Origin of the sequence: Streptosporangium sp. NPDC049376, assembly GCF_044466505.1 — a bacterium.
GTDB lineage: Bacteria > Actinomycetota > Actinomycetes > Streptosporangiales > Streptosporangiaceae > Streptosporangium.
The window spans coordinates 1-24,730 of the sequence record NZ_JBITMT010000038.1 but is presented as its reverse complement, the minus strand read 5'-3'; the positions used below and the strand labels follow the sequence as shown (position 1 = coordinate 24,730).

Sequence of the window (24,730 nt, the reverse complement as noted above, 5' to 3'; positions counted from 1 at the left end):
TGGCGGAAACGTGACCGGTGGCCTTCGCGCCGCTAGTGTGCCCGCTGTGGAGCTAAAAGTCTCAACTCGATCACATGACGGGCACACCGTCATGGCCATAATCGGCGAAATCGACCTGTATACCGCGCCTGGCCTGCAGGCCGAGTTCACTCGGCTGCTCCAGGAGAGCCCGGCCACCCACGTGGTCATCGACATGTCGGGTGTGGAGTTCTGCGACTCCACCGGGATGAACGTGCTGCTGTCGGCGCTCAAACGGCTGCGCGAACGCGGCGGCACCCTGGAACTGGCCGCGCCGCGTCCGGCCGTCCGTAAGATCCTCCAGGTCACCGGCCTCGACTCGGTCTTCACCGTGTACGAGGCGATGCCCGAGAAGCTGCTTTCGGCGAAGCGACAAGCATGACCGGGACAGCGGTGATCATCCCGGCCAAGGACGAGGCCGACCGGATCGGCGCGACCGTGACCGCGGCACTGGAACTGGCCGGTGTCGACCTCGTCATGGTCGTGGACGACGGCTCGGCCGACCAGACAGGCCGGGTGGCGAAGGCCGCAGGAGCCCGGGTCATCCGGCACAGCCGAAACCGCGGCAAGGCCGCCGCCATGGAGAGCGGAGCGGAGGCCGTACGACTGCTCGACGGTGAGTCCCCCCGCCACCTGCTCTTCCTCGACGCGGACCTGGGGGAGACGGCCCGCGAGGCCGAACCGCTGATCAAACCGGTCACGGCGGGCGAGGCGGACATGACCATCGCCGTCTTCGTCACCCGGGTGAAGCTCGGCGGCCACGGGTTCGTGGTGAACCTGGCGCGGCGGGGCATCGAGCGCGCGACCGGTTGGACGCCGACCCAGCCGCTCAACGGGCAGCGCTGCCTGACCAGGGCCGCCTTCGAGGCCGCCCGCCCACTGGCCGGGGGGTTCGGCGTCGAGACGGCGCTGACGATCGACCTGGTCCGCAAGGGCTTCCGGGTGCGGGAGGTCGAGGTCGAGATGTCGCACCGGGCCACCGGCACCGACTGGAAGGCGCAGCTCCACCGGGCGAAACAGTTCCGCGACGTCGCCTGGGCGCTTCTGGTCCGGGGATAGCCTCCCGGCCTGGGCACCACCCCGGGTGTGCTGGAATTTGCGGGTGACCCAGGACGTGACCGTGGCCGGCGACACACGGGTTGCCGCGCGGGGCACGCCGCGGGCGCTCGACGTCGCCGCGTTCGTCGCGCTCGGACTCTCGGCCGGGCTGACGGTCCTGATCGGGCTGCTCGGTCCCTCCGTCATGGTCCCCGAACTGGCCGGGCCCGCCTGGCAGCCGCCGTACTCGCTTGGGGTGCGGCCTGAGGCCCACCTGGTGATCGGTCTGGCGGCGGCGGCGATCCTGCTCGGGGGCGTCGGTCTCGCGGGCGCCCTGCGGGCCAGGTGGCGGCCTGATCCGCGCCTGCTGGCCGGGCTGGGCTGCGCCGTCGTCGCGTTGCTGGCCTTCCTGCCGCCCTCCGGGTCGGCCGACCATCTCAACTACGCCGCCTACGGCCGGTTGGCCACGCTCGGCCACAACCCTTACGAGACGGCTCCCTCGGCGCTGCCCGCCGATCCGGTGCTCGGCGCGGTCGAGGAGTGGACGGGCGTGACCAGCGTCTACGGGCCGGTGGCGACGGCCGTACAGGCGTTGGCGAGCCTGGTGGGGGGAGAGTCGGTCCGGCTGACCGTCTTCGTGATGGCGCTGGTCAACGCCATGGCCTTCGCGGGTACGGCGTCGCTGCTCGACCGTTTCACCCGGGGCGACCCGGCCCTGCGGGCCAGGGCGGCGTTGCTGTGGGCGGCGAACCCGCTGATGATCTACCACCTGGGCGCCGGGACGCACGTGGACACCCTGGCCGTGGCCTGCATGGTCGCCGCCCTGATGGCCAGGGGGGCGGGCTCCGGGCTGCTGCTCGGGGTGGGGATCGGGGTGAAGCTGAACGCCGGGCTCGTCGCCCTCGGCCCCGCCTGGGAGTTGCGCCGCCGTCCCGGCAGGCTCGCCGTCGTTGCGGGCACCGCGACGGCGACCGTGCTGGCGATCTACGCGGTGGCGGGGCCGCACGTGCTCGACCAGGTCGGCGCGGCCAGCAGGAAGGTCTCCCTGGCCACGCCGTGGCAGCTGGTCAAGACGGGGCTCCAGGAGGCGTTCGGGCCCGGTGCCTACTCGGCCTGGACCCAGGCGGGCTCGCTGGTGCTGCTCGTCCTGCTGGCCTGGCTGCTCCTGCGGGCCGCGCCGGACCACTCGGCGCCCGGGGTCGCCGTCGCGATCGTGGTCGCCTGGCTGTTCGCCGCGACCTACGCGCTGCCGTGGTACGACGGGCTGGCCTTCGCCCTGCTGGCCATGGTCGCCTGGCCCGCCCTTGAGGGCTTCCTGGTGGCCAGGGTCGTCATCCTGTCGCTGGGATATCTGCCCGCGAGGGAGGCGTTGCGCCCGGAGGACATGCTCTGGCTGCGGACCGTCGTCAGGCAGCAGGTGGTGCCGTGGTCCCTGCTGGCTCTGACGGTCGCGCTGGCGTGGTGGGCGGCGCGGTCCGCAGCGCGCGCACGCAGGCGGTCAGCGTCAACGGCACCGCGACCGTGAGGGCCATCGCCGGGATCGCGATGCCCGAGTCGTTCATCAGGAACCCGACCAGCGCGCACGCCAGCGCGCCGATCAACCCGGCGCGCAGCGGCGGCGCCGCCACGTAGGCGCGGGCCAGCGCCGAGGCGCCCCACCGGGAGGGGCGGTCGAGCACCAGGAACAGGAACGCCAGCGCGACCAGCGACAGCAGGGACAGCGACCAGTTGCCGACCGTCACCCCGATCATGGCCCCGAACTTGCGGCTGACGACCGTCCAGGCCTCGCCGTCCAGCACCTGCTGCACGAAGGTGCCCAGGTGGGTACGGCGTTCGGCGGGCTTGAGCCAGTCGACGACCGCGATGGCCCCGATCAGCAGGGCGCCGGCCAGGCCAACCAGGACGAGCTTGAGCGGTGAGACCCGGCTTCCGACCAGCAGGATCAGGAAGACGGCCACCCCGATGAGGAAGGCGGGCACCCCGCCGAAGTCGGCGCCCCACGCGGGCCAGCCGTCGGCGAACACCGCCAGCGCACCGTAGAGCAGGCAGAAGGCGAACGCCGGCAGGCGTCGTCCCCGGGAGATCAACCAGTGGGCGATGCCCGCCATGGCCAGGATCGTCCCGGCCGAGTAGACCGCGAAGGCGATGTTGCCGAAGCCGTAGAACCGCCCGCCGGTGACCGGTTCGTAGCCGGTGACCGCGTTCACCTGCAGGGACGATCCGGTCATCACGTCGCCGAGCAGGGTCAGTGAGGTGACCGAGGCGACCACGGTCAGCGGCCCCAGGACGCTCCTGCGCCACGGGCCGGTCAGGGCGACCCCGGCCAGGGCGCCCGCGATGCCGAGGATGGTCACGATGACCGCCGCCATCGGGGCGGAGAACGTCCACCAGGGCACGAGCTGCGCCAGGAAGGTCGCGACCGGGATGGATCCGCCGACCGTCGCGACGACCCCGGTGGCGGCCAGCGCCCGCGAACCGCCCCAGCCCCGCCGTACGGCGAAGGCGGCCAGCAGGTAGAACAGCAGCTGGGCGCTGACGAAGACCGCGAAGAACGGCCCCTGCACCCGGCGTAGCACCTGGCTGGCCAGGTCGGCCTCCGCCAGGCTCCGCACGACCTCCCCGGCGGCTTCTCCCGTGGTCCGAGCGCCCTGCGTCGCGCTCGTCCAGGGACGCCCGACGGCGCCGTCGGGCACGCCGAGGCCGAGCAGGGTGAGCGCGGTCGCGGTCAGGTCGGTGTTGGTGACCAGCCCCTCCTGCCTGGTCGAGGAGGCCCCCAGATAGCCGGGACCGTACGGCCCGCCGCCCGGCGAGGGGCCGTCGGCGATCGCGACGTGCAGGTGCGCCGAGACGGCGGCGTCTGACAGGCCGCCGAGCAGGACCGTGCCGCCCTGGGGAAGCCCGGTCAGCAGCGCGCCCACCCCTCGGTCGGCGGCCGCGACGGCCTCCCGCCTGGCCTGGTCGGACAGCGCGGAGGGAACCCCGTCGGCGTCCACCGGGCGGGCGAGCCACGCCGTGGTGAGGTCGGGGATCTCCACCACGACCAGCCGGTACGGCGTCAGGTCACCAAGCCCCGCGACGTCTGGCGCATATTTACCGATTTTTCCGGACTTGTTGGCGGCGGCCAGGGCGGCTCCCGGCCCGGCCGCCGCGACCTTTCCCCCGGCGTCGACGACCCGCTGCCCCAGCAGCCCCAGGATCGGCCGGTAGGAGGTCTCGGTGGCGTTGAACGTCACCAGCTCCTGCCAGCCGGGCACACTCGCCCCGCCGTCCTGGTCGGCCACCGGCTGGGCGGGCGGAGCACAGGAGCCTCCCGGGGCACCCGCCCGCTGCCCCGCCGAGATCGTCAGCCAGCCCGCGACCGGGCAGGTGAGGCTCCGCGAGGGCGGCGGAACAGCCCTGGTCGACATCGAGGCCGAGGCGCCCCGCTCGACGAGACGCCACAGGTTCGGCGTCCGCGTCCGGTCGAGATCACCCCACTGGAGGCCGGGCACCCCGACCACCACGACCCTGGCGGGCCCCGCCTCGGCGTGGGCGGCGGCCGTACCGGTGAACAGGAACCCGGCGAGTATCGGCAACGTCAACAGGACGGCCAGCGCGGCGCGGACGTGCCCAGCACCGGAACCCATACGTCTCCCTCGTTGTCCACACCCCGTCGGCGACCCTGTCCACGGTCCGCCACGCCCACGGTAGCCTGCCTGGTCGTGAGGAATGGCTCGTGAGGAATGGCTCGACCGTGACAGGGCGGGCGCCGTGGGCACGGCTGCTCGCACCGCTGCCCGCGCTGCTGGTCGTGCTGGTCGCGCTCGCCCCGCTGGTGCTTCCCTGGCTGGGCAACGTCGACGACCAGCGCCTGGTCGACCTGGACGTCTACCGTACCGGCGGCCGGGAGCTGCTTGAGGGACGTCCGGTCTACGACTTCATGACACCCGCGCCGCAGCTGCTGCCGTTCACCTATCCGCCGATCGCGGCGATGCTGGCCACGCCGCTGGCGATGATGTCCTGGCCGGTGGCGCAGTGGGTGTGGACCGGGCTGATCCTCCTGACGCTCGCCGTCACCGTCCGCTACGCCTTCCGCCCGGCCCTGGAACGGCCGTCCCTGGAACGGCCGTCCCTGGAACGGCCGGCTTTCGAACGGCAGGGCGGGTGGCGGCTGCCGCTGCTCCTGGCGCTGCTGACGGTCGCCTGCGCCTACCTGATGCCGATCAGGGACCAGTTCCGCTTCGGCCAGGTGGACATCCTGCTCGTCGCGCTCTGCCTGGCCGACTGCGTCGCCCCCAGGCCGCCGTGGCCGCGCGGCCTGCTGATCGGCCTGGCGACCGCGGTCAAGCTCACCCCGGGCGTCTTCCTGATCTATCTCCTGCTGACCGGCTTCGGCCCCGGTGCCAGGAAGGAGCAGCGTGACGCCTTCCTCATGGCCACCTTCACCGCCACGCTGCTGACGGTGCTGCCGTTCCTGGTCATCCCGTCCGACGCCGCCGACTTCTGGTTCGGCGCGCTGCTCGACCCGGAACGGCTCGGCGCGAACGCCGCGACCACCAACCAGTCCGTGCGCGGCATGCTCATCCGGCTCTACCTGCCCGACCAGCTCACCTCCCTGCTCTGGCTCGCGCTGGTCGCGGTGATCGCCTGGTACGGCTTCCGCCACGCCCGCAGGGCCCTGCTCGACGGGCACCCGACGACGGCGGTCGCCCTGGTCGGCCTGATGGCCGTACTGCTTTCGCCGGTCGCCTGGATCCACCACCTGGCCTGGGTCGTCGTGGTCCTCGGCGCGCTGGCGGGCGACGGCCGCGACCCGGTGCGCGTCCGCGTCGCCGCCGGGGTCTGGCTGTACTACGTGCTGCCCGTCCCCTGGTGGGGGGTGACGATCAAGGCGGCGGAGATCCCGGTCCTCAGCCCCGTGGTCGGCAAGATCGTGCAGAACGGTTTCGGCCTCGGCGCGCTCGTCCTGGTCTGGCTGCTCGGGGTGTGGCTGCCCCGCCGCAGGGCGGCCCTCCCGGGCGATGTGGCCCGCCTGAAAGCCTGATTCCAGGCACGTTTCCCGGTGGGCGGCGGATAACCTGTGGTCATGCCCAGACTCGCCTACCTGGGACCGGAGGGCACCTTCACCGAAGAGGCCCTGCGGACCCTGGCTCCGGACGCCGAGCGACTGCCCTGCGCCAACGTCAGCGCCGCGCTCGACGCGGCCCGCCAGGGTGAGGCCGACGGTGCCGTCGTCCCCCTGGAGAACTCCATCGAAGGCGGCATCGCCACCACCCTGGACGAACTGGCCTGGGGCGAGCCGCTGCTCATCGTCGCCGAGCTGCTGCTGCCCGTCGAGTTCTCCCTCCTGGTACGGCCGGGCACCCGCATGCGTGACATCAAGCGGATCTTCACCCACCCGGCGGCGATCACCCAGTGCCGTGGCTTCACCGCCCGCGAGCTGCCCGAGGCCGTGGTGGTCGCCGCCCCCTCGACGGCCGCCGCCGCCCAGGAGGTCGCGCTGCCCGGCTCGCCGTACGACGCGGCCATCGCGGCGCGTATCGCGGGCGACAACTACGGCCTGGTCGAGCTGGTCGCCAACGTGGGTGACCGGTCCGACACGGTGACCAGGTTCATCCAGGTGACACGCCCCGGGGTGCTGCCCGCGCCGACCGGCGCGGACCGCACCTCCCTGGTGGCCTTCCTCTCCGACGACCACCCCGGCGCGCTGCTGGAGATGCTCACCGAGTTCTCCGTGCGGGGGGTCAACCTGAGCCGCATCGAGTCACGGCCGACCGGTGACGGCATCGGCCGTTACTTCTTCCACTTCGACCTCGAAGGCCACGTGACCGACGCCAGGGTCGGCGAGGCGGTCTCCGGGCTGCACCGGGTCAGCTCCGACGTGCGCTTCCTGGGCAGCTACCCCCGCGCGGACGGCCTGACGCCCCAGGTCAAGAGGGGCACCTCCGACTCCGACTTCACCGAGGCCGCCGACTGGCTGGCCCGCGTCAGGGCGGGACAGGTCTAAGACAGCCCTAAGACGGGCTTAATAGGCGCACAGGCCGTGGCATGACGTCGGTAGCCTTGTGCTGTGATTGACCTGCGTACCCTTCGTGAGGAACCCGACCGGCTACGGGCGTCGCAGCGTGCCCGCGGTGAGGACGACACCGTCGTCCAGACGCTGCTCGACCTGGACGAGCGCAGGCGCGGCGCGCTGAGTCGCTTCGAGTCGCTGCGCGCCGAGCAGAAGAGCATCGGCAAGTCGGTCTCCCGCGCCTCCGGCGAGGAGAAGGCCGCGCTGCTCGACCGGGCCAAGGAGCTCGCCACGCAGGTCAAGTCAGCGGAGAGCGAGGCGGAGAAACTCGCGGCCGAGCTCGACCAGCTGCTCCAGACGGTGCCCAACATCGTCGAGGAGGGCGCTCCCCACGGCGGCGAGGACGACTACGTGGTGCTTGAGGAGGTCGGCGACAAGCCGGTCTTCGACTTCGAGCCGCGTGACCACCTCGAACTGGGCGAGCTGCTCGGCGCGATCGACATGGAGCGCGGAGCGAAGGTCTCGGGGTCGAGGTTCTTCTTCCTGAAGGGTGTCGGCGCCCGCCTGCAGCTCGGCCTGCTCAACATGGCCATGCAGCAGGCGATCGAGGCGGGTTTCGTCCCGATGATCCCGCCGGTGCTGGTCAAGCCCGAGTCGATGCAGGGCACCGGCTTCCTCGGCGCCCACGCGAGCGAGGTCTACCACCTGCCAGAGGAGGACCTGTTCCTGGTCGGCACCAGCGAGGTGCCGATGGCGGCCTACCACGCCGACGAGATCCTCGACGGCGCCGAGCTGCCCTACCGCTACGCCGGGTGGTCGTCCTGCTTCCGCAGGGAGGCGGGCTCCTACGGCAAGGACACCAGGGGCATCATCCGCGTCCACCAGTTCGACAAGGTCGAGATGTTCTCCTACTGCCGTCCCGAGGAGGCCGCGGCGGAGCACCAGCGCCTGCTGGCCTGGGAGAAGGAGATGCTCGCCAAGATCGAGGTGCCCTACCGCATCATCGACACCGCGGCGGGCGACCTCGGGGCGAGCGCGGCGCGCAAGTTCGACTGCGAGGCGTGGGTGCCGAGCCAGGGCCGCTACCGCGAGCTCACCTCGACCTCCAACTGCACCGAGTTCCAGGCCCGCCGCCTGGCCGTACGGTTCCGTGACAAGGACGGCAAGCCCCAGCACGTGGCCACGCTGAACGGCACCCTGGCCACCACCCGGTGGATCGTCGCCATCCTGGAGAACCACCAGCGGGCCGACGGGTCGGTCGAGGTTCCCAAGGCGCTGCGCCCCTTCGTCGGACTCGACGTCCTCGAACCGGTCAAGTAGTCACCCGGACCGGAGTCGTCAGGAAGGCCTCTCGCTGTCTTTGTGGCGGGGGGCCTTCTTGATCCCTGGGCGGGGTCTTCCGTGGCCTCTGGAGGGCCTTCAGGGCTTCCCACGGCGCCTTGACGGACGGTGATGGGAAAGGCGGAAGGTCCGGAAAAGGAGAAAGGCGGAGTTCGCGTTAAGCGAACTCCGCCTTACCTCCTTACAGAGGTCTATGGTCAGACGGCGCGGACCTGCGAGGCCTGCGGACCCTTCTGGCCCTGCGTGATCTCGAACTCGACTCGCTGGCCGTCCTCAAGGCTGCGGTAGCCGCTGCCCTGGATCTCGGAGAAGTGCACGAACACGTCCGGTGCACCGCCGTCCGGTGCGATGAAGCCGAAGCCCTTTTCAGCGTTGAACCACTTGACGGTTCCCTGAGCCATTAAAGCTCTCCCTCAGGATTTGAAACTTTGGGATTCACACCTCATGAACCCCCTGTGTCGTACAGCGGGCCCCGGGGTGGTTCAGTCAAACTGGCTTTCACAACGGGATTCAGCTAATACAACGCCATCACATCTAACACTATCCGGCGCGCCCGTGTTCCCGCCACGAGGAAGATTCCTCGCGGGCGCATCCCGGGGGCGGCGCCCTTCGGAGGACGGTGCAGACTGGAGCCTGTTATGGGAAGTCCCAGGCTCGTCGCAACAGACCTAGACGGCACCGCTCTGCGCTCCGACGGCACCGTCTCAGCCCGCACCGCAGCGGCCTTCGCCCTCGTCGAGAGGGCAGGGGCCACACTGGTCCTCGTGACGGGGCGTCCGCCCAGGTGGATGCGCCCGATCGCCGCCGCCGTACGGCATCGCGGGCTGGCCATATGCGCCAACGGCGCGCTCGTCTACGACCTCCACGCCGAACAGATTGTGAAATCTCACCTTATCGACCCGGATGTCCTTCAAGAGGTGGTGAGCCGCCTGAGGGAGAAGGTTCCCGGGCTCACGTTCTCGGTGGAATACGAAGGCGGGTTCGCACGTGAATCCGGCTTCCTTCTCGACAGCCTGGACCGGGTGGCGGGACTGAACGGCGCGGAGACCGACACGCTCACCACCACGCCCTGCGCGAAACTCCTGGCACTGCACCAGGACATGAACCCGGACGCCCTCCAGGAGACCGTCTGCGAACTGGTCGGCCACCTGGTCACCCCGACCCATTCCAGTGGCCGCGCCATGATCGAGATGAGCGCCCACGGTGTGACGAAGGCCTCCGCCCTGGCCGCCCTCGCCGAGGGACGCGCCATCACCGCCGCCGAGGTCGTCGCCTTCGGGGACATGCCGAACGACCTGCCGATGCTGCGCTGGGCGGGCAGGTCGTACGCCGTGGCGAACGCCCACACGGAGGTGCTGGCCGCGGTCGATCACGTGACCGCGGCCAACGACGACGACGGAGTGGCCGAAATCCTTGAGAACCTCTACGGGGGGACCTACAGGTAGGGGCCGGAGCTGCTCTGCTGGTGGCTGTCCTGCTGCCCCATGGAGACCCCGCCGGGCAGTGCCCTGCGCATGTTCTCCAGCTGGGCGCGGGCCGCCATCTGCTGGGCGAAGAGCGTGGTCTGGATGCCGTGGAACAGGCCTTCGAGCCAGCCGACCAGCTGCGCGTGCGCCACCCGCAGCTCGGCCTCGCTCGGCGGGGTGCCGTTGCCGTCGTCGGTGAAGGGAAGCGACAGCCGTTCGAGCTCGTCGACCAGTTCGGGCGCCAGACCGTCCTCAAGCTCCTTGATGGAGCTCTGGTGGATCTCCTTGAGCCGCTTACGGCTGGCCTCGTCGAGCGGAGCCGCCCTGACCTCTTCGAGGAGCTGCCGGATCATGCTGCCGATGCGCATCACCTTCGCGGGCTGCTCGACCAGATCGGCGACAGAGCGACCTTCGCCTTCCTCCTCGGTCTGGAGCCCCTGCGGGCCCACGACCACTACATGGGGAGTGCTCTCCTCAGCGTTCATAGCTCTCAACCTACTAGCAGGATTTTCCCGACGTGTTCTCCAGATTCGAGGAGCCGGTGAGCCTCGGCGGCCTCGCTCATCGGCACGCGGGAGTGGACGACCGGACGGACGACCCCCGCGTCAACCAGGGGCCAGACGTTTTCCACGACGCCACGCACGATGATGCCCTTCTCGTCGACGGGCCGTGCGCGTAGCGTGGTGCCGTGCACCGCGGCTCGCTTGGTGAGAAGCGCCCCCAGGTCAAGCTCACCTCTGGAGCCCCCCTGCATCCCTATCACAACCAGCCTGCCGCCGGTCTTCAGTGCCCTGACGTTCTTGGCGAGATACGGTCCGCCGACGATGTCGAGGATGACGTCCGCCTGGACCTTCTCCGAGAAGTCGCCCTCGTGGTAGTCGATCCCCTCGTCGGCGCCGAGTTCGAGGCAGCGGGCGATCTTCTCCGCCGACCCCGCGGTGACCACGACCCGCGACCCGAACGCCTTGGCGAGCTGTACGGCCAGCGTGCCGATCCCGCTGGCGCCGCCGTGGACGAGAAGCGTCTCGCCCCTGCGCAGCCGCGCGGTCATGAACACGTTCGACCACACCGTGCACGCGACCTCGGGAAGCGCCGCGGCCTCGACCAGGTCGACCCCCTCGGGCACCCGCATCACCTGTTGCCACGGCACCGCCACCCGCTCGGCGTAACCGCCCCCGCTCAGCAGGGCGCACACCCGGTCACCGGGCCTGAACCCCTCGACGTTGGACCCGACCTCGGCGACCACCCCGGAACACTCCAGCCCGGGGTACGGCGAGGCTCCGGGAGGCGGGGAGTACTGTCCTTTTCGCTGGAGGATGTCGGCCCGGTTGACCGCGGAGGCGGCTACGTCGACCAGGACGTCGTCCGGACCGAGCCGGGGATCGGGGACCTCCCGCCACACAAGCTCCTCGGGCCCACCAGGTTTGTCGATCACGATGGCGTGCATAGTTCCAACGCTATCCGCTGGGGATCAACTTGGTGGTTGCCCGCATTGACAAGAACACAGGGCGTTAACCTGCTATGTGTTTGCTGCCCTCTTTACACCCATCCCGAGGGGGAACACGGTGGCAAGGCACGATCGTGAGGAATCTCTCGAGGAACAGCTTGCCTGGCTCGACGCTATCAAGGAACAGGAGGAGGCGCCCCCCGTCACGGTGAAGAGCGGCGTGGTGGACGACACCGTCATCTCGCCCTACCCCAAAGACCCCTGGAGCGCGGTTCCCGCCGAGCCGGACACGGCGTCCTCGTCGCTGTTCCGTATGGTCGCCGACCCCTCGAACCACCTGGTGAACAGCCTCTCCGCGACCGCCGCGCCCGCCCCCGTCGAGGACGCGGACGCGGCCGAGTGGATGGAGGCGGGCGCCTTCAGCGTGCCCCCGCCCTCGCCGTCCCCGAACCGTGACGACGAGGCCTTCCTCGCGCCCCTGAAACCGCTGCCCCGCCAGGACGCGCCCGACGGCCCAGAGGCCGTTCAGGAGGCGCCCTCCGACGGCCCGGGTTTCCTCGCGGCCCCCGCGGATCACGAGCCGGTCGCCGCCGACCTCTCCGCCGACCTCTCCGCCGATCAGGGTGATCACCTGCCGCCGGCGGAAGCCGATGACCCGCAGGCCGGCCCAGAAGAACTCGAAGGTTCCTCACCCGACCAGGTCTCCTTCGGGTCCTCCGAGCCGTCGGAGGACGCGTTCGAGCAGGGCTTCCCGCCGGTCGGTCACGGTCCGCTGGACGACTCGGAACCCGGGGGGCTCCAGCCCTTCACGCCCTCGGCCGGCAGGCAGGACGCCTTCCCTCTCTCAGGCCCCCTCTCAGGGGACCTCTCCTCCTCGGAGGGCGTCAACCGCGAGCCGTTCCCTGTCGCGGAGCCGCCACACGCGAGCGAGGAGCGGGCCGTACCCGACTCCGCCGACGAGGAGCCCGAGGACGACAGGTCACCTCAGGCCACGGTGAGCGACGCGTTGCGGCAGGCGGCCGGGGGAGGCGCGCTGGGGCAGTCCCACCAGAGCAGTGCCTTCGCCCGTGACTGGGGCAGGGCGTTCAGCTCTGACGCCGCCTCCGCCGAGACGCCTCCCCAGGGGTCCTCCTCCTTCCTTGAGGAGCCACCGGCTCGGGAGGGGGCGTTGTTCCGGGACGTGTCGTTCTCCCGGGAGGCGCTGTTCGCCCAGGGGGAGCCGACTCTCAAGGACCTGCCCTTCCCCCAATCCGCGGCTTCCTCTCAGCCTGCGGCTCCTTCCCGGCCCGCGGCTCCTCAGCCCGCGGATCCGGAGCCTCCGGTCGTGCAGGAGGTCCCGTCCCGGGAGACGTCGGCCAGGGAAACGGTGACGCCTCGGGGGGTTTCGGCCGTCCCTGAACGTGATCTCGGCGCGCCTGGAAAGGACGCTGCTGAACCGGTGCGGGAGCCGTACCAGGCGAAACGCCGTCACTCGGCGCCGCCGCCGGCTTTCAGCGTGCCGTCCAGGCAAACGTCCGGATCGAGGCCGTCGGCCGACAGCCTCGACCCTGATTCGCTGCTCAGAGGACGCCGTAACGCGCCCTCCGGCGGCTGGCGCAGGCTGATCTACACGGCCTCGGCCGGGCTGATCAAACCCGGGGAGTCGCCCGAGGTCCGTCGTCGTCGCGAACTCGCCACCCGTGCCCGCACCCCCGTGGCCACCGGCCATCACCGCGTCGCCGTACTGAGCCTGAAGGGCGGTGTCGGCAAGACCACGACCACGGTCGGCCTCGGCGCCACCCTCGCCCAGTCACGCGGCGACAGGGTCATCGCGGTCGACGCCAACCCCGACCGCGGGACCCTGTCGGACAAGGTGAAGCTTGAGACCGCCGCCACCGTCCGTGACCTGCTCAACGAACGGAAGCAGATCAAGCGCTACGTGGACGTCAGGGCCTTCACCTCGCAGGCGCCGTCCCGGCTGGAGATCCTCGCCTCCGACCGTGACCCGTCGGTGTCCGAGGCGTTCAGCGCCTCCGACTACCAGGCGGTGGCGCAGGTCCTGGAGAACTTCTACTCGATCTGTATCACCGACTGCGGTACGGGCCTGCTCCACTCGGCCATGTCCGGTGTTCTCGGCCTGGCCGACCAGCTCGTCCTGGTGAGCTCCCCGTCGGTGGACGGCGCCCGCGCCGCCTCGGCGACCCTCGACTGGCTTGAGGCCCACCACTACGAGGAACTGGTCCGGTCGGCCACGGTCGTGCTGTGCAGCGTCCGCCCCCGGTCGAAGTCGACCGTGGACCTCGACCGCCTTGAGGCTCACTTCGCGGCCCGTTGCCGGGCGGTGATCCGTGTCCCCTACGACCCCCATCTGGAGGAGGGGGCCGAGATCGAACTGGACAGGCTCCAACCCGCAACCCGCGACGCCTACCTCCGCCTGGCGGCCTCGGTGGGAGACGGCTTCGCCATTCCTCAACAGGCCTGACGCGGTTTTGCCCAGACCCGGCTTCCTCAGCCGGGCCTGGACTTCTCGCTGTGGTTTCACCGTGGTCTTTCGGCGGGCGGTTCCAGTCGGGGCGCCGGTCGTGGGCACGCCCGGACCAGTGAGAGACTAAAGTGCAATCTGACGCGTTCTGACGCGCGTCACCCAGGAGAGCTCGCCTAGTGGACGATGGCGGCGGTCTTGAAAACCGCTAGGGCTGGTGACAGTCCTCGTGGGTTCGAATCCCACGCTCTCCGCTCAGCTCGGTAAACGGCGCCTGACCAGGTCTGACGGCTTGGTGGGGCGCCGTTGGTCGTTTCGGGGCGCGCAGCCGTACGCCGTCGTGAGCGGCCTTCGGCCGGTGGTCGCGGAATGATGTTGGTCGCGTTTTCCCATGTCATTGCCGCCGGAAGGCTCGTTTCCCGCTGGAGGGCGGCCGCGGGCCGAGCTCAGGGGAGAAGGCTCTTGGCCAGGACGACGCTGTCGTAGTTGGTGACGTCCCACTTCCATGTCCCGATCGAGGAGTAGCCGTGCCGCCCGTACCAGGCGAGGAGATCGGCGGCCTGGGAGGAGGTGTCGATCATCACCCTCGACGAGCCCAGATCGGCGATACGGGTTTCGGCCAGGGTCAGGAGACGACTCCCCAGACCTGTGCCTCGCCTGGACGGGGCCACCGCGAGTTGCCAGAACGAGCCCGCGGCGGTGGGAGCCGGGTATCCCGGCGGGGTGTCGTATGTCCCCGTCACCGTGACACTGCCGACGATCGCTCCTTGCTCCAGGGCGATCCAGCACTCGCCCTTGCCCAGACGGCGCCGCGTGTCCTCGGGGGTCTGGTAGGAGGCGAAAAAGACGAGTCCGGCCGCCGCGTGGTCGGCGTACGCGCGATGCAGGAGCCTGGTCAGTTCTTCCACGGAATCGCCGTCGGTGAAGCGCCGCAAGGTGATCGATTCCACAGGACCATGGTGTCCCACGACTGTCGCATCCAGTTGGCCGGTGTCCCTGAGTTCATCCCCAGATCCTTGACGATCGATTTCTCGGGGTGCCTGCCGCAACTGGCACGAAACTCTGGATCGAAGCCGCCTCTGGTCTCCCCCATGCCCCTTGGGCAGGCCTCCACGATATGAGGGAAGAGGCGCTCTTCTCGTATGTCCCGGCTGGAAGGCCGAAGAGGCGGCATCAACACGTGGTTAACGGCAAGGTCGTGTGGTCGGTGCTATTGGCGAATGACGGTCCCGCTCAACATCACCGACCGAGTCGTCTTCGATCACCTTCGTTGACCCTTGGCGCGGCGGCAGCGGGATGGTGATCGGACGCAGATGGGGAGCGGGATGTTCTTGACTCGCGTCACCCAGGGCGTATCTTCCTTTTAGGAAAGTTTCTTAATGGAAGCGCCATTTACCTTCGGAATCGGAGGAAGCGCACATGAGAAAAAGCCGAGCCGCGGCTGTGTCCGCCACCGCCCTGCTCACCGCGTCACTGCTGGTGGGCTCCGCGTCCCCCGCCCACGCCGCCCCGACGGGCTGCACCACCTGGCAGGTGGGGTACATGGTCTACAGCAAGTGCACGGGCGGCACAGGCACGCAGGCGGTTCACGCGAGCGGCCTGCACGTGAACCCGGTATGGGGCCCATATTCTATGGACGGCCCTCGGGTGGGGGTGGGTGAGATATCGTCGGTCAACTTCCCGGGCACCGTGCAGTACCGAGGCGTCACCTTGTACGACTGACGCGACACCGGGCGACATGACGACGCCCGCTTTTCCCCTTCAGGAGGGGCGGGCGTCGCGTTCGACCACCACTCATCGGAAAGCGGCGCGTCCAGCACGGAGAGGAGAAGAAGGGCCAGATCTGGCACCGGTGCGCCAAGTTCGTGGGGCAGAAAAGTCGGAGGACTTTCCTGCGTGAGGTACCATCTGATGGCTATTCCCATGGCTTCAGGCTTATTCGGGCCGGGCAGAGCGTCGCAGGCGCGGGGTCTGTGAAACCGTCGAGGCTGAGGAGTCCGGCGGCAGGAATTCGTGGCCTTCTCCTGAAATGATCGAACGAACGGTCGCCGGGGTGACCGAGAAGTAAAACGGGAGCCCTTTCGGGAGGCTGTGCACCACCTCGCTCCGCCCTCACACGGACAGTTTCAGTCGTTGATCCAGGTGGAACCGATCGGGGCGGCGAGCTCAGAGTGGGTTCGAATCCCACGCTCTTTTCTGCGCTGGAGAACGACGCCTGGCCAGGTTTTTTGGCTTGGTGGGGCGCCGTTGGCCGTTTCCGGGCTGCGCAGCCGTACGACATCGAGAGCGGTTCTCGGCCGGTGGCCGTCGAATACACATGGAATGATGTCGGTCACGTTTCTCCAGGTCACGCGCGAGAATTCCGTGCCGGGAGCAGTAGGAGGGCAGCGGTGGAGCAGGTGGACTGGAGCCGGATACCAGGGCCGCGCTGGTACCGCCCCGAGAGCGCGCGAGCCGCCGTGGAGGCGCTGGGCCGATCCTCGTCCGCTCAACAGGCCGCCCGTGCGTTGGCCGATCTTCGGTACGCGGTCACGAACGACCACGCCGGAACCCTCTATCCGGCCGCCGTTCCCGCGACGGGCGTGCTTCTGCAGGCGATCGACGAACGGCCGGGGGCACCCCGGCAGGAAGCGCTGAACGCGTTACTGGACTGGTGGGGATGCCTCCCCGAGCCGGGGTTCGAGACCTATGAGAATCCGCTGTCCGGATCGGTCGGCCTGGTTGAAGGGATCATGAGCCACGTCCGTGACGCCACGGACATACTCCGTCGTGTCGCCGACGATCGGACAGGAGACGGTGGACATCGTCCCGCCGCGGAACTGCTGGCCCGACTCGACAAGGGCTGGAGCGAGGCATTCGGCTGATCCGGGGGAAGCAATGGCAGAACCAAAGCCGGTCGGCGGTATGGCTCTGCCCTTGTGATCAAAGGTCCTGACTTTTCGTCTCATCCAAAGGGGAGACATGATCACAGCCCGTGGCCACAAGGCTGTGGGCTGCTGTCCCGTTGGCGCGGGGTCACTCGTGCCATGGCCCCGCCGACGGGGTCCGGTGTCAAGGCGAGCACTCCCGTTCCCCGCACCCGGCTCCCGTGCGTCAAAGTGAACGGGCTGACACTGTACGTCGCGGCGATTTCAGGAGCCAGTTCGAAGGCCGCCCAGGTCCACTCCTCGATCTGTTCGCTGTTCGCGGTTCGCAGATCTCCGTGATCCGGTACTCCGAGTTCGAGGAGCCGCGACCGCTCCAGAGGCAGCGGATCACCGAGAGCGAGCATTTCGTCATCGGGTTCGCCGGTCGCTGCACAGCGGCGCACGACGTGACCATGCTCGGCCACCAGCCATGCCGAACCGTCCCCTTGCGCGCCGTAGTAGTAGGCCTGAGCCCTTCCATAGCGGGCACTGAGTGCCTTACACAACCTGAGGACGTCCCCGCGGCGCTCACTGTCACAAGGGTCGCACCAGGCCCCGATGACCAAGGTCCAGCCGTCGATTTCGGGGGTGACGAAAACCCGCGACAGGTGATGACGATCACCTGGTTCGCCGTGCCCGTCGGCGTCGAGCACCTCTTGGGCCTCGGCGAACGTGACCGGCCTGGACGCGGACAAATCCAGGACCTTCATGATGCCCGCCTGGTCTCCGGTCGAGATCGCGATCCAGTAGTTCCAGCACGTTGATATCGGTTCAGGCCAGTCCTTCGCCTCTGCCACCACATGTCCACTATGTCAGGTAGGACAAAGCCGCCAACGTGAAACTCGAACTTCGGACAACAGGCCTGGCTCCGTGACCTGCGATCGGGCCTTCCTCCTTGGAGTCGCGAGAGGTTTCGAACCCCCGATCCCAACCTTGAGCAGTACATCCACCCCGTGCTCCGCCCGCTTGGCCACCTCGGGAGCGGCCATACCCGCGTTGAGCCAGAAAGGCACGGCAGGTCGTACGGCCTGGCCGCCAGCGGCTTCGGGGTCAGCGCCAGAAGTCGGGCCGCTTTCCACGCCTCGTAGTACGTCCCGATGGGGATCGCCCCGCCGTGCGAGGTCCGGAACAGTCGCCTGTCCTTGTGCGCACCGAACTCGTCGAGGTGCTCCCGCAGAGTGGTCACCGGCTCCGGTGGGATGGGCACCGGTCGCCCTTCATTCTTGGCCCGGTGCTTGAGGCCGCAGTCGTCGTGAGCCTGCCCGCTGTCGGTCCACCTCTTGTTCGCCTGAGGCCTGGACCTGGCCAGGGCGAGCCGCCCTCATCCGGTCTCTGAGAGGTGGCAGTCCTGGACGCGGAGCCCGAGGGCCTCGGCAGGCGCAGGCCGCCGAAGTAGAGGCAGGCGAAGAAGCCCCGCAGGTGCCGGCCACGGTCGAGGCGGCCCACGTGGGTCGCCGCGGTCAGTGGTTGCCGCGCCTGAGCCGGGTTGACCACCACCCGACGATCCACGACCTCCCGAACCTTCGGCGGTTCATCTTGTCGATCGGGTTGGAGGCCAGCTCTTCCAGGTCCACGGCGTACTGCAGGGCGTTGTGGAAGACCGACCGCTTACGGGCGATGGTCGTGGCAGCGGCGGCCTCGCCGTCGAGGCCGAGCCGTACGTTCCGGACCTTGGACAGAGCCGTGACGGGAAGCGAATGCCGCCCGAGTCAGGCGAGAGCCGTACGGATCTCCTCCGGCCGGTCGAGTTGACGAGCGGCCGGAGGGAACGCGAACTGCCGGAGAATCAGGAGATCCGACTTTCCCGACGTGCTCTCATCGGCGAGAGCCGGGGTGAGGGTGGCCAATGCGCCGATGAGGCTGTCTCACGTTTTGGCCGCTGCATGGGGCCACTTCATGTCCACGTAGGCGAGGGCGAAGTCAAACCATGCTTTGGTAGTCAGGAGAGAAAGCGGGGGCCCGGCCTCCGTGTTGAATGCCTGGCCTCGCTTGGTCTCCTTCCGCAGGTTCACAGAAAGCTCTCGGCGAGCGCCTTGGTGTGCAGGGTCTTGGAATTCTCCCGGCCGTCGACTTTCCAGCGAACGACACAGGACGGCGTATTGTTCGCTGGGAAGTTCGCGACGACATCCACGAGGAACTCATCGGCCTCGGTTGCGCTCGATCTTCTGGCGCCGTCTCAACTCGTTGCTTAGCCGCGCTTGTCCAACCACCAGAGGTGGAGGGACCCATTGAAGTAGGCGGAGGATGTGCCGCCCACCGGCACCCAGTTGCCCACCACCACCTGTCGCTGGTTCTGACGGTCGATGTAGGCGATGTTGATGCGCTGTTCTCCGGTGCCGGTGGTGCAGGTGCTGGCACCGTAGCCGCCCCATGTGTTCACGGTGCAGCTGTCGGGAATGGCGTGGGCCGGTGCGGCGGTGGTCAGCAGCAGGCCGACGGAGAGAAGGGCGGTGGTGGAGAAGGCTGCCGCTCGTTTCCTGGATTTCACGTGAACTTCCTCCGGTATTCTCGAAAGTCGATCGCACAAACCTCGTTTAGGAAAGTTTCCTAAACAGAAGATACTTGTCCGGAGATCGGCGTCAAGAGGTGTCTCACCGACGACATGGACGTTGGGAAGACCCGCCTCACCAGAGGCAATGTGGAACGGCGGTTCTGGGTGTCGGGAAATCCGGCGTGAATGTGCTGTCCGCCCACCCCCGCCCGACCGGTGAGCGGACAGCAGGCCGCCCCCTCAGCCGGTTCTCGCGGATCTCGAAGTCCATCGCACCCCTTCATCCGGGGTGTTGCGACGACCGCTGGAACGGAAGTCAGGGCGGGGGCACTGGTGCCGACGCCAGTGGTTGGTGTCGTCGGTCGGGCTGGGATGGACGATTTCGGGCAGTCCGCGGCGAGCTCGGTCAGGGTGCCGCGTTCGGCTTCGGCGGCGAATCGGTGATGCGCGGTGCGGCCGTCTGCTTTCCCCTCGGTGAGGTGCGGATTTCGCACGCAAAAATGTGATCTGAATCATAGATAAGGTATTTAGTACATTGTTTGTATTCTTTGTAGAAGTGGTGATGCCCTCCAAAAGGCATTAATCCATGCCGGCTCGCCGGTGGTAGGGCGGTGGCGAATCAGCCGCATGTGCTTCGTACGACCCGAACATGCCCTCATGGTGCGTCACGCCAGATCCTGATGGTCAGGGTCCATCCACCGACTTCGAGGTGACGAAAACCCATGGCGCACAATGAGGGTGCCCCTCGACGTTTCTTGCTGAAATTCCTCGGTTGGCCAAGGTGGCCGCCGAAGGGGCGGAACAGCGGATGGTGTGTGAAGTCCAGCGGCTCGGTACGGCCTGCTTGGCGAAGCCGGGTCTCCAGGTGCGTTTTATCGGTGATCGATCGGTGGTGTTGGAACCGCTGCCACCGGAAGGCGCGAAGCCGTACCGTCCGGCGGTGTGGTCCGAGCGCCGACCGATCGAGGGCGCCCGGTGGTTCCACGATGTGCGTCCGGTACGGCGCGCTGCTATAGAAGAGGCCATGGCCGACACCAGCGCACCTCCGAAGCGGATCGTGTGGCTGGTCCCGTTCGTTGTCAACGCCCTGTTCGGCTACCTGGCGCCTCTTCCGCTGGGGCTCGTCTGGTACTTCCTGGCCAACTACCCGTTGGCCGCCCTGGGCCTGACCGAACGGGACCCCACCGACAATGACGGAATCCTGCCGCACCTGATCCTGCTCGGCGGTGTGGGGATTTTCATCGCCCTGTGGGCGGCGCTCAATCTCGCGGTCCGGGCACTTTCGAGATTGCCCGCGAAGCCGTACTGGTCGGCCTCGGTGGCCCTGTTGCTCGGTCCGTTCGTCGTGATCGGGTTGTTTCCCGCCGCGTACGGCCTGTGGAAGACGCCGCTGGACTGGTTGTGATCCGGCGGCACCGCCTCAGCGGGGAGCCGTGACCGCCGTCCCGGCAGGGGTCAGCAGGAAGACCTTGGGGCTGAGGCGTTCCATGTCGCCGCGGCGTCCGTAGATGAGGCCCGCGGCGAAGTCCACGAACTGTTTCGCCTGGTCATCCGTCACCGCGGTGAGGTCCATCACGACCGGAATGCCCTTGCGAAAGTAGTGTCCCACGTACAGTGCCTCGCCGTAGTCGCGTGGACGTACCTTCTTGACGACGCTCGTCACGGTGCCGGGTGTGGCCAGGACCGAGGGGACCAGCAGGAAGACCTTGGGGCTGAGGCGTTCCATGTCGCCGCGGCGTCCGTAGATGAGGCCCGCGGCGAAGTCCACGAACTGTTCCGCCTCGTCGTCGGCGACCGCGGTGAGGTCCATCACGACGGGAATGCCCTCACGGAAGTACCGGCCCACGTGGCGGACGTCGTCGTAGGTGAGGGGACGAACTGTCTCAAGGATCACGAGGACAGTCTCCCTGAACCGGCGGGGACATCAAGGGCGCACGGTCTACGGGTGGGAGACGGATTCGCCTCCTGTGCCATCTCACAGAAGTGGGGCCACGGGCTGGAACGACGCCGTGACGGCGCAGGCGCGCCGTCAGGTCAGGAGCAGGGTTTTGCCCAGGGCGTCGCGGGACTCGATCGCGGCGTGTGCGTCCGCGGCGTGCTCCAGGGGGAAGGTCTGGCCGATGACGGGTCTGATCCGGCCCGTGACCGCGGCCGACATCACCTGCTGGGCCCAGCCTCGCATCTTCGGGCCGAAGCCGAAGAGTTGCTCGACGCCGATCACCTTGATCTGGCGCTGTCGCGCCTGGGCGGGGTCGATGGCCGTGACCTCGCCGCTGGCGGCGCCGTGGATGGAGAAACGGCCACCGTCCGCCGTCAGCTCGAACGCGGTCCGGCCGATCTCCCCGCCGACCCCGTCGAACACCAGGTCGGGACCCGCACCACCGGTCACCTCGCGCACCTGTTCCGCCCAGCCGGGGACGGAGTAGTCGACCACGGCGTCCGCGCCCAGCTCGCGAACCAGGTCCAGTTTCCGTGCGCCGCGCGCCGCCCCGACGACTCTGGCACCGGCCGCCCGGGCCAGCTGGGTCAGCAGGGTGCCGACACCGCCGCCCGCCGCCTCGACGAGCACCCACTCCCCGGGGAGGATCCCGGCCCCCTCGACCAGTCCGAACGCGGTGCTGCCGTCGGTGTGCAGGGCGGTGGCCTCGGGCAACCCCAACTCCTCGGGCACCGGGATCAGGTTCCCCACGTCGGCCACCGCGCGTTCGGCGAAGCCCCCGGTCATCCCGAGGTCGGAGATGACACGCCGCCCGGACCAGCTCGGATCCACGCCCTCTCCGACCGAGCTCACCCGTCCGGCGACCGTACCTCCCGGCACGTACGGCAGTGCGGGCCTGTTGTGCCACCTGTCGACACCGCGCCGGATCTGGGTCTCGACGAAGGTCACGCCCACGACGGACACCTCGACCACCACCTGGCCGGGGCCGGCGACCGGGTCCGGCGCCTCACCCGGGACCAATGCCTCGGGACCTCCGAAACGTGTCACCCGTACAACCCGCATGTCGACCACTCTCCCCGCACTCGGCTCGGTGCGGAGCAGTCTCCAACCTCGACTTGAGTTGAGGTCAACCCTGGTGGGCGGTCGGACGGACGCCGCGCGATTTCAGGGCCGGTCATGGTGGGGACCCGGTGAACGGGGCCGGTCAGGACGTGGATTCCCTCGTCAGCCGCTGGACCCACCCGGACAGTCCGGCCAGCCACTCCGAGTCCGAATCCAGGTTGTGACCGCCGTTCAGCGAGATCAGGTCGGCGTCCCTCGACTGGCTTCCGGACGCCTTGGCCTTCAGGGCGTGCACGATGAGGTTGGCCTGCACGAAGCTTTCCAGCTCCGACCCGGAGAGCCCCTTCCCGGCTCCGGCCGTCTGCGCCTGCCGCGCGACCTCGTGATCGTAGTAGGGGGCGAGAAGGACGAGACCGTCGCGGATTTCGATGACACGGCGGTAGTAGCTGCGGTGAACGCTCTGCCATCGCAGCACCTCGCGCCACCGTGACGTCTTGCTCGCGGTCAGGGAGAGATCGGGGAACTCCTCGTGGAGAACGAGCCACAAGGGTTCCAGCTGTCGGTACAGGCCTCTGTGCCGGGCCCGGACGGGTATCTCCAGGATCATTCCTGCGGCCAGGGGGTAGCCGAGCCCCAGTGCGAAGCCGGCGATTCCGATTCCGACCAGCAGCAGATAACCGGTGTTCGGGATCTGCAGCAGAGGCGAGTCAACCGTCGTTCCCAAGCCCTGAAGCAGCAGGACGGCGATTTTGAGGAACGCTCCGGCGATAAGAAGGTGGAGCGAGGCGTGGAAGATTCTCATCCCGAGGCGCACGTGGCGGCCGGCCGCCGCACGAGTGTACTTCCTCACCAGCTCCAGCGACCTCGTGAGGGTGTACGTCATGTAGGCCAGAGCGGTGATGAGAAAGATTCTGGCCTGGAGGTCGTAACCGTTCCGGAGATCCGCGGGGGCCTCACGCACCGTGGGCGAGGCGATGAACCAGGTGGTCACGAGTACGCCGCACGTCAGTAGCAGAAGAACGCGTTCACGGCGCATACGGCGAATGGCGTTCTGCCCGTATATCGAATAGAAGAAAAATGCGAGCACAAAATATGTGCCGAGAAGTGTGATGAGGTTGACGAACAGCTTCGGAGCCCCGAGCTGTACGCCGTCGAGAGCCGTCCGGACGCCCGGGAGGTTCACGAAGACGGACAGGAAGAGGCAGCCCACCCCGGCTGTGACGGCACGCAGCGGAAGGTCCTCCGGGGCGCGGCGTACCTGGATGACCTTGATGGTCAGGATCGCGAAGACGACGAGGGTGATGACGGAGAGTACGAAGGAGATGCTCACAGCCATCCCTGGTGGTTGACCAACGACGTGTTCAGTTGTTCTCCCTGAGGGGCGTTCTCGTCCAGAAGGAGAGAGTGCGTGGCTTTGAGGACGCTGGCCCATTCAAGGATGATGGTGGCGATGAGTTCGGCTTCCCTTTCGTGGTCTGTGTCGTAGCACGTCCGCCGTAGTACTCGCGTGGCGGGGGGAAACGAGCTCGACGTCTGCGGTTCCTGGCCGGCGATGTTCAGCTCGTCGCTTGGGTGGTCGGCGAAGATGTGGCCCAGTTCGTGCAGAATAATATGGTCCTGGTGGGGTGCGGAGGTCCTCTCCTGGTAGAAGATGTAGTCGGCTGATTCGGTCTGTACCCACAACCCCGAGGGGCCCGGTACCTCGAAAGGGTGGGGCACGAGCCTGACCGGTCGGTTGCGCCATTCGCCGAATCTTCTGCACAGGTCGGCGACGTCAAGCGGAGGGCGGATGTCGAGCTGTCGGAGCAGTTCGCGGCATCTTCGTCGCACTGTGCTTTCCCGCATATCGCTCCCCGTGTCCACCCTGTTTCCCGTGACCAATAAGAGGTGCCGTTCTCGTAGGTTCTGATGTTGGTTCTCCGACGGCTTCCACGAGAGTGCGGAGATGTTTTCCCGACGCCCCTGACCAGGGCGGGAGGTTCGGGGCCGGGGCGGTTTCTCCCGCCCGAACCTGGTCCGCGTACCGGTGGTCTCCTGCCCGTGTCCACCGGCGGGCGTCCTGGTGACGAAGCCGGGCCTTTCCCGGCCATGGTGATTGTCGCGGGCACCCGTGGTGTGAGTGGCACCGTCCGAAAGGCAGATTTGTTCCTTTCCGAAACTCGGATCGAGAGCAATGCCCGGCCTCTCCCACGCCTCGGCTGGAACGGCACCGACCAGCCGCACGATCATCTCCCCGTTGGGGAATACTCCCATGACATCGGTCCGGCGGTGGATTTCGTTGTTCAACTGCTCCTGAGAATTTTTGCCGCGCATCTGACGCCGGCGGCGAATCCCGATGGTCAGGTGAGTCCTGTGACCGACCCGTCCGCTGCCCCGTTCAACGCCATGGCAGGCGTCGTCGTCATAGGGTGAGGATTCCTGGTTTCCCGCAAGTGGCGGCGGCAGGGCGAACCACCGGTCCCGTCCCGTTGCAATGAAGCTTTTTCATCCCCTGGCGGCGGGCTGCTGGTCACAGCATGATCGCGTGTCTGCTGTTCGTCTGACGACGTAAGAAACCCCTGGTAGATGG

General features: G+C 68.2%; 22 protein-coding genes, 1 tRNA gene and 1 pseudogene. 11 read left to right on the top strand and 13 right to left on the bottom strand.

From position 1 onward, the window contains the following. Positions 1–46: 46 nt before the first annotated feature. From ACIBVQ_RS40015 to ACIBVQ_RS40005, 3 genes are read left to right on the top strand one after another with little or no spacing between them, the layout of a single operon-like run. Complete coding sequence (locus ACIBVQ_RS40015) at positions 47–400, top strand: STAS domain-containing protein (protein WP_352014903.1); 354 nt, start codon at positions 47–49, stop codon at positions 398–400. Then, positions 397–1,077: a glycosyltransferase family 2 protein gene (locus tag ACIBVQ_RS40010; protein WP_352014902.1), complete on the top strand. Its 681-nt coding sequence runs from the start codon at positions 397–399 to the stop codon at positions 1,075–1,077. The genes ACIBVQ_RS40015 and ACIBVQ_RS40010 overlap by 4 nt, the downstream gene beginning before the upstream one ends. A gap of 43 nt (positions 1,078–1,120) precedes the next feature. Continuing rightward, entirely contained in the window at positions 1,121–2,581 is a 1,461-nt protein-coding gene (locus tag ACIBVQ_RS40005; RefSeq protein WP_399184150.1) for a hypothetical protein, read from the top strand. Here ACIBVQ_RS40005 and ACIBVQ_RS40000 read toward each other — a convergent pair. Then, a complete protein-coding gene (locus tag ACIBVQ_RS40000; protein WP_399184148.1) occupies positions 2,463–4,682 on the bottom strand; it encodes a hypothetical protein in 2,220 nt (739 codons plus the stop codon). The genes ACIBVQ_RS40005 and ACIBVQ_RS40000 overlap by 119 nt on opposite strands. A gap of 89 nt (positions 4,683–4,771) precedes the next feature. Here ACIBVQ_RS40000 and ACIBVQ_RS39995 point away from each other — a divergent pair, with 89 nt between their 5' ends. The 3 genes from ACIBVQ_RS39995 (at position 4,772) to serS (ending at position 8,368) form a co-directional block, all read left to right on the top strand. Beyond that, complete coding sequence (locus tag ACIBVQ_RS39995; RefSeq protein WP_399184146.1) at positions 4,772–6,079, top strand: glycosyltransferase 87 family protein; 1,308 nt, start codon at positions 4,772–4,774, stop codon at positions 6,077–6,079. A 42-nt stretch (positions 6,080–6,121) separates the two neighbouring features. Beyond that, positions 6,122–7,042, top strand: coding sequence for a prephenate dehydratase (gene pheA / locus ACIBVQ_RS39990; protein ID WP_352014898.1), 921 nt, complete (start codon positions 6,122–6,124; stop codon positions 7,040–7,042). 63 nt (positions 7,043–7,105) lie between these two features. Next, the gene (gene serS, locus ACIBVQ_RS39985; RefSeq protein WP_352014897.1) at positions 7,106–8,368 is read left to right on the top strand and encodes a serine--tRNA ligase; all 1,263 of its coding nucleotides are present in this window, start codon (positions 7,106–7,108) and stop codon (positions 8,366–8,368) included. 218 nt (positions 8,369–8,586) lie between these two features. Here the strand turns inward: serS and ACIBVQ_RS39980 are convergent, their stop codons facing one another. Then, entirely contained in the window at positions 8,587–8,790 is a 204-nt protein-coding gene (locus ACIBVQ_RS39980; protein ID WP_179821289.1) for a cold-shock protein, read from the bottom strand. Between the two features lie 237 nt (positions 8,791–9,027). Here ACIBVQ_RS39980 and ACIBVQ_RS39975 point away from each other — a divergent pair, with 237 nt between their 5' ends. After that, entirely contained in the window at positions 9,028–9,834 is an 807-nt protein-coding gene (locus ACIBVQ_RS39975; protein WP_352014896.1) for an HAD family hydrolase, read from the top strand. Here ACIBVQ_RS39975 and ACIBVQ_RS39970 read toward each other — a convergent pair. Beyond that, positions 9,825–10,340 (bottom strand): bacterial proteasome activator family protein, encoded by a 516-nt coding sequence (locus ACIBVQ_RS39970; protein ID WP_399184143.1) that lies wholly within the window; start codon positions 10,338–10,340, stop codon positions 9,825–9,827. The two genes, ACIBVQ_RS39975 and ACIBVQ_RS39970, sit on opposite strands and share 10 nt — an antisense overlap. A gap of 5 nt (positions 10,341–10,345) precedes the next feature. After that, on the bottom strand, positions 10,346–11,302 hold the full coding sequence (locus tag ACIBVQ_RS39965) for an NAD(P)H-quinone oxidoreductase (protein ID WP_352014894.1): 957 nt from the start codon (positions 11,300–11,302) through the stop codon (positions 10,346–10,348). Positions 11,303–11,420: 118 nt separating this feature from the next. Between ACIBVQ_RS39965 and ACIBVQ_RS39960 the strand changes: the two genes are divergently transcribed. Both ACIBVQ_RS39960 and ACIBVQ_RS39955 read left to right on the top strand, forming a co-directional pair. Continuing rightward, the gene (locus tag ACIBVQ_RS39960; RefSeq protein WP_399184141.1) at positions 11,421–13,763 is read left to right on the top strand and encodes an AAA family ATPase; all 2,343 of its coding nucleotides are present in this window, start codon (positions 11,421–11,423) and stop codon (positions 13,761–13,763) included. A gap of 165 nt (positions 13,764–13,928) precedes the next feature. Next, positions 13,929–14,017: transfer RNA gene (locus tag ACIBVQ_RS39955), tRNA-Ser, on the top strand. A 192-nt stretch (positions 14,018–14,209) separates the two neighbouring features. Here ACIBVQ_RS39955 and ACIBVQ_RS39950 read toward each other — a convergent pair. Beyond that, the gene (locus ACIBVQ_RS39950; RefSeq protein ID WP_399184139.1) at positions 14,210–14,713 is read right to left on the bottom strand and encodes a GNAT family N-acetyltransferase; all 504 of its coding nucleotides are present in this window, start codon (positions 14,711–14,713) and stop codon (positions 14,210–14,212) included. A 1,440-nt stretch (positions 14,714–16,153) separates the two neighbouring features. On the opposite strand from ACIBVQ_RS39950, the gene ACIBVQ_RS39945 reads away from it, so the two are divergent. Then, entirely contained in the window at positions 16,154–16,627 is a 474-nt protein-coding gene (locus tag ACIBVQ_RS39945; protein ID WP_399184137.1) for a hypothetical protein, read from the top strand. A 101-nt stretch (positions 16,628–16,728) separates the two neighbouring features. Here the strand turns inward: ACIBVQ_RS39945 and ACIBVQ_RS39940 are convergent, their stop codons facing one another. From ACIBVQ_RS39940 to ACIBVQ_RS39930, 3 genes are all read right to left on the bottom strand, one after another. Beyond that, a complete protein-coding gene (locus ACIBVQ_RS39940) occupies positions 16,729–17,469 on the bottom strand; it encodes a hypothetical protein (RefSeq protein WP_399184135.1) in 741 nt (246 codons plus the stop codon). Positions 17,470–18,677: 1,208 nt separating this feature from the next. Next, complete coding sequence (locus tag ACIBVQ_RS39935; RefSeq protein WP_399184133.1) at positions 18,678–18,800, bottom strand: hypothetical protein; 123 nt, start codon at positions 18,798–18,800, stop codon at positions 18,678–18,680. A gap of 57 nt (positions 18,801–18,857) precedes the next feature. Continuing rightward, a complete protein-coding gene (locus ACIBVQ_RS39930) occupies positions 18,858–19,157 on the bottom strand; it encodes a hypothetical protein (RefSeq protein WP_399184131.1) in 300 nt (99 codons plus the stop codon). Between the two features lie 775 nt (positions 19,158–19,932). On the opposite strand from ACIBVQ_RS39930, the gene ACIBVQ_RS39925 reads away from it, so the two are divergent. Further along, positions 19,933–20,565 carry a hypothetical protein gene (locus ACIBVQ_RS39925; protein ID WP_399184129.1) on the top strand — a complete coding sequence of 211 codons (633 nt, stop codon included), beginning with the start codon at positions 19,933–19,935 and terminating at the stop codon, positions 20,563–20,565. 15 nt (positions 20,566–20,580) lie between these two features. On the opposite strand, the gene ACIBVQ_RS39920 is transcribed toward ACIBVQ_RS39925, so the two are convergent. From ACIBVQ_RS39920 to ACIBVQ_RS39900, 5 genes and pseudogenes are all read right to left on the bottom strand, one after another. Continuing rightward, positions 20,581–21,054 carry a cell division protein SepF gene (locus tag ACIBVQ_RS39920; RefSeq protein WP_399184127.1) on the bottom strand — a complete coding sequence of 158 codons (474 nt, stop codon included), beginning with the start codon at positions 21,052–21,054 and terminating at the stop codon, positions 20,581–20,583. A 135-nt stretch (positions 21,055–21,189) separates the two neighbouring features. Beyond that, positions 21,190–22,161 (bottom strand): zinc-binding dehydrogenase, encoded by a 972-nt coding sequence (locus ACIBVQ_RS39915; RefSeq protein WP_399184125.1) that lies wholly within the window; start codon positions 22,159–22,161, stop codon positions 21,190–21,192. Between the two features lie 142 nt (positions 22,162–22,303). Then, entirely contained in the window at positions 22,304–23,491 is a 1,188-nt protein-coding gene (locus tag ACIBVQ_RS39910) for an MAB_1171c family putative transporter (RefSeq protein ID WP_399184123.1), read from the bottom strand. Next, positions 23,488–24,006 carry a hypothetical protein gene (locus ACIBVQ_RS39905; protein ID WP_399184158.1) on the bottom strand — a complete coding sequence of 173 codons (519 nt, stop codon included), beginning with the start codon at positions 24,004–24,006 and terminating at the stop codon, positions 23,488–23,490. The genes ACIBVQ_RS39910 and ACIBVQ_RS39905 overlap by 4 nt, the downstream gene beginning before the upstream one ends. 348 nt (positions 24,007–24,354) lie before the next feature. Next, positions 24,355–24,456 (bottom strand): annotated as a pseudogene (locus ACIBVQ_RS39900) (transposase); the annotation flags it as partial. Between the last annotated feature and the right edge of the window lie 274 nt (positions 24,457–24,730).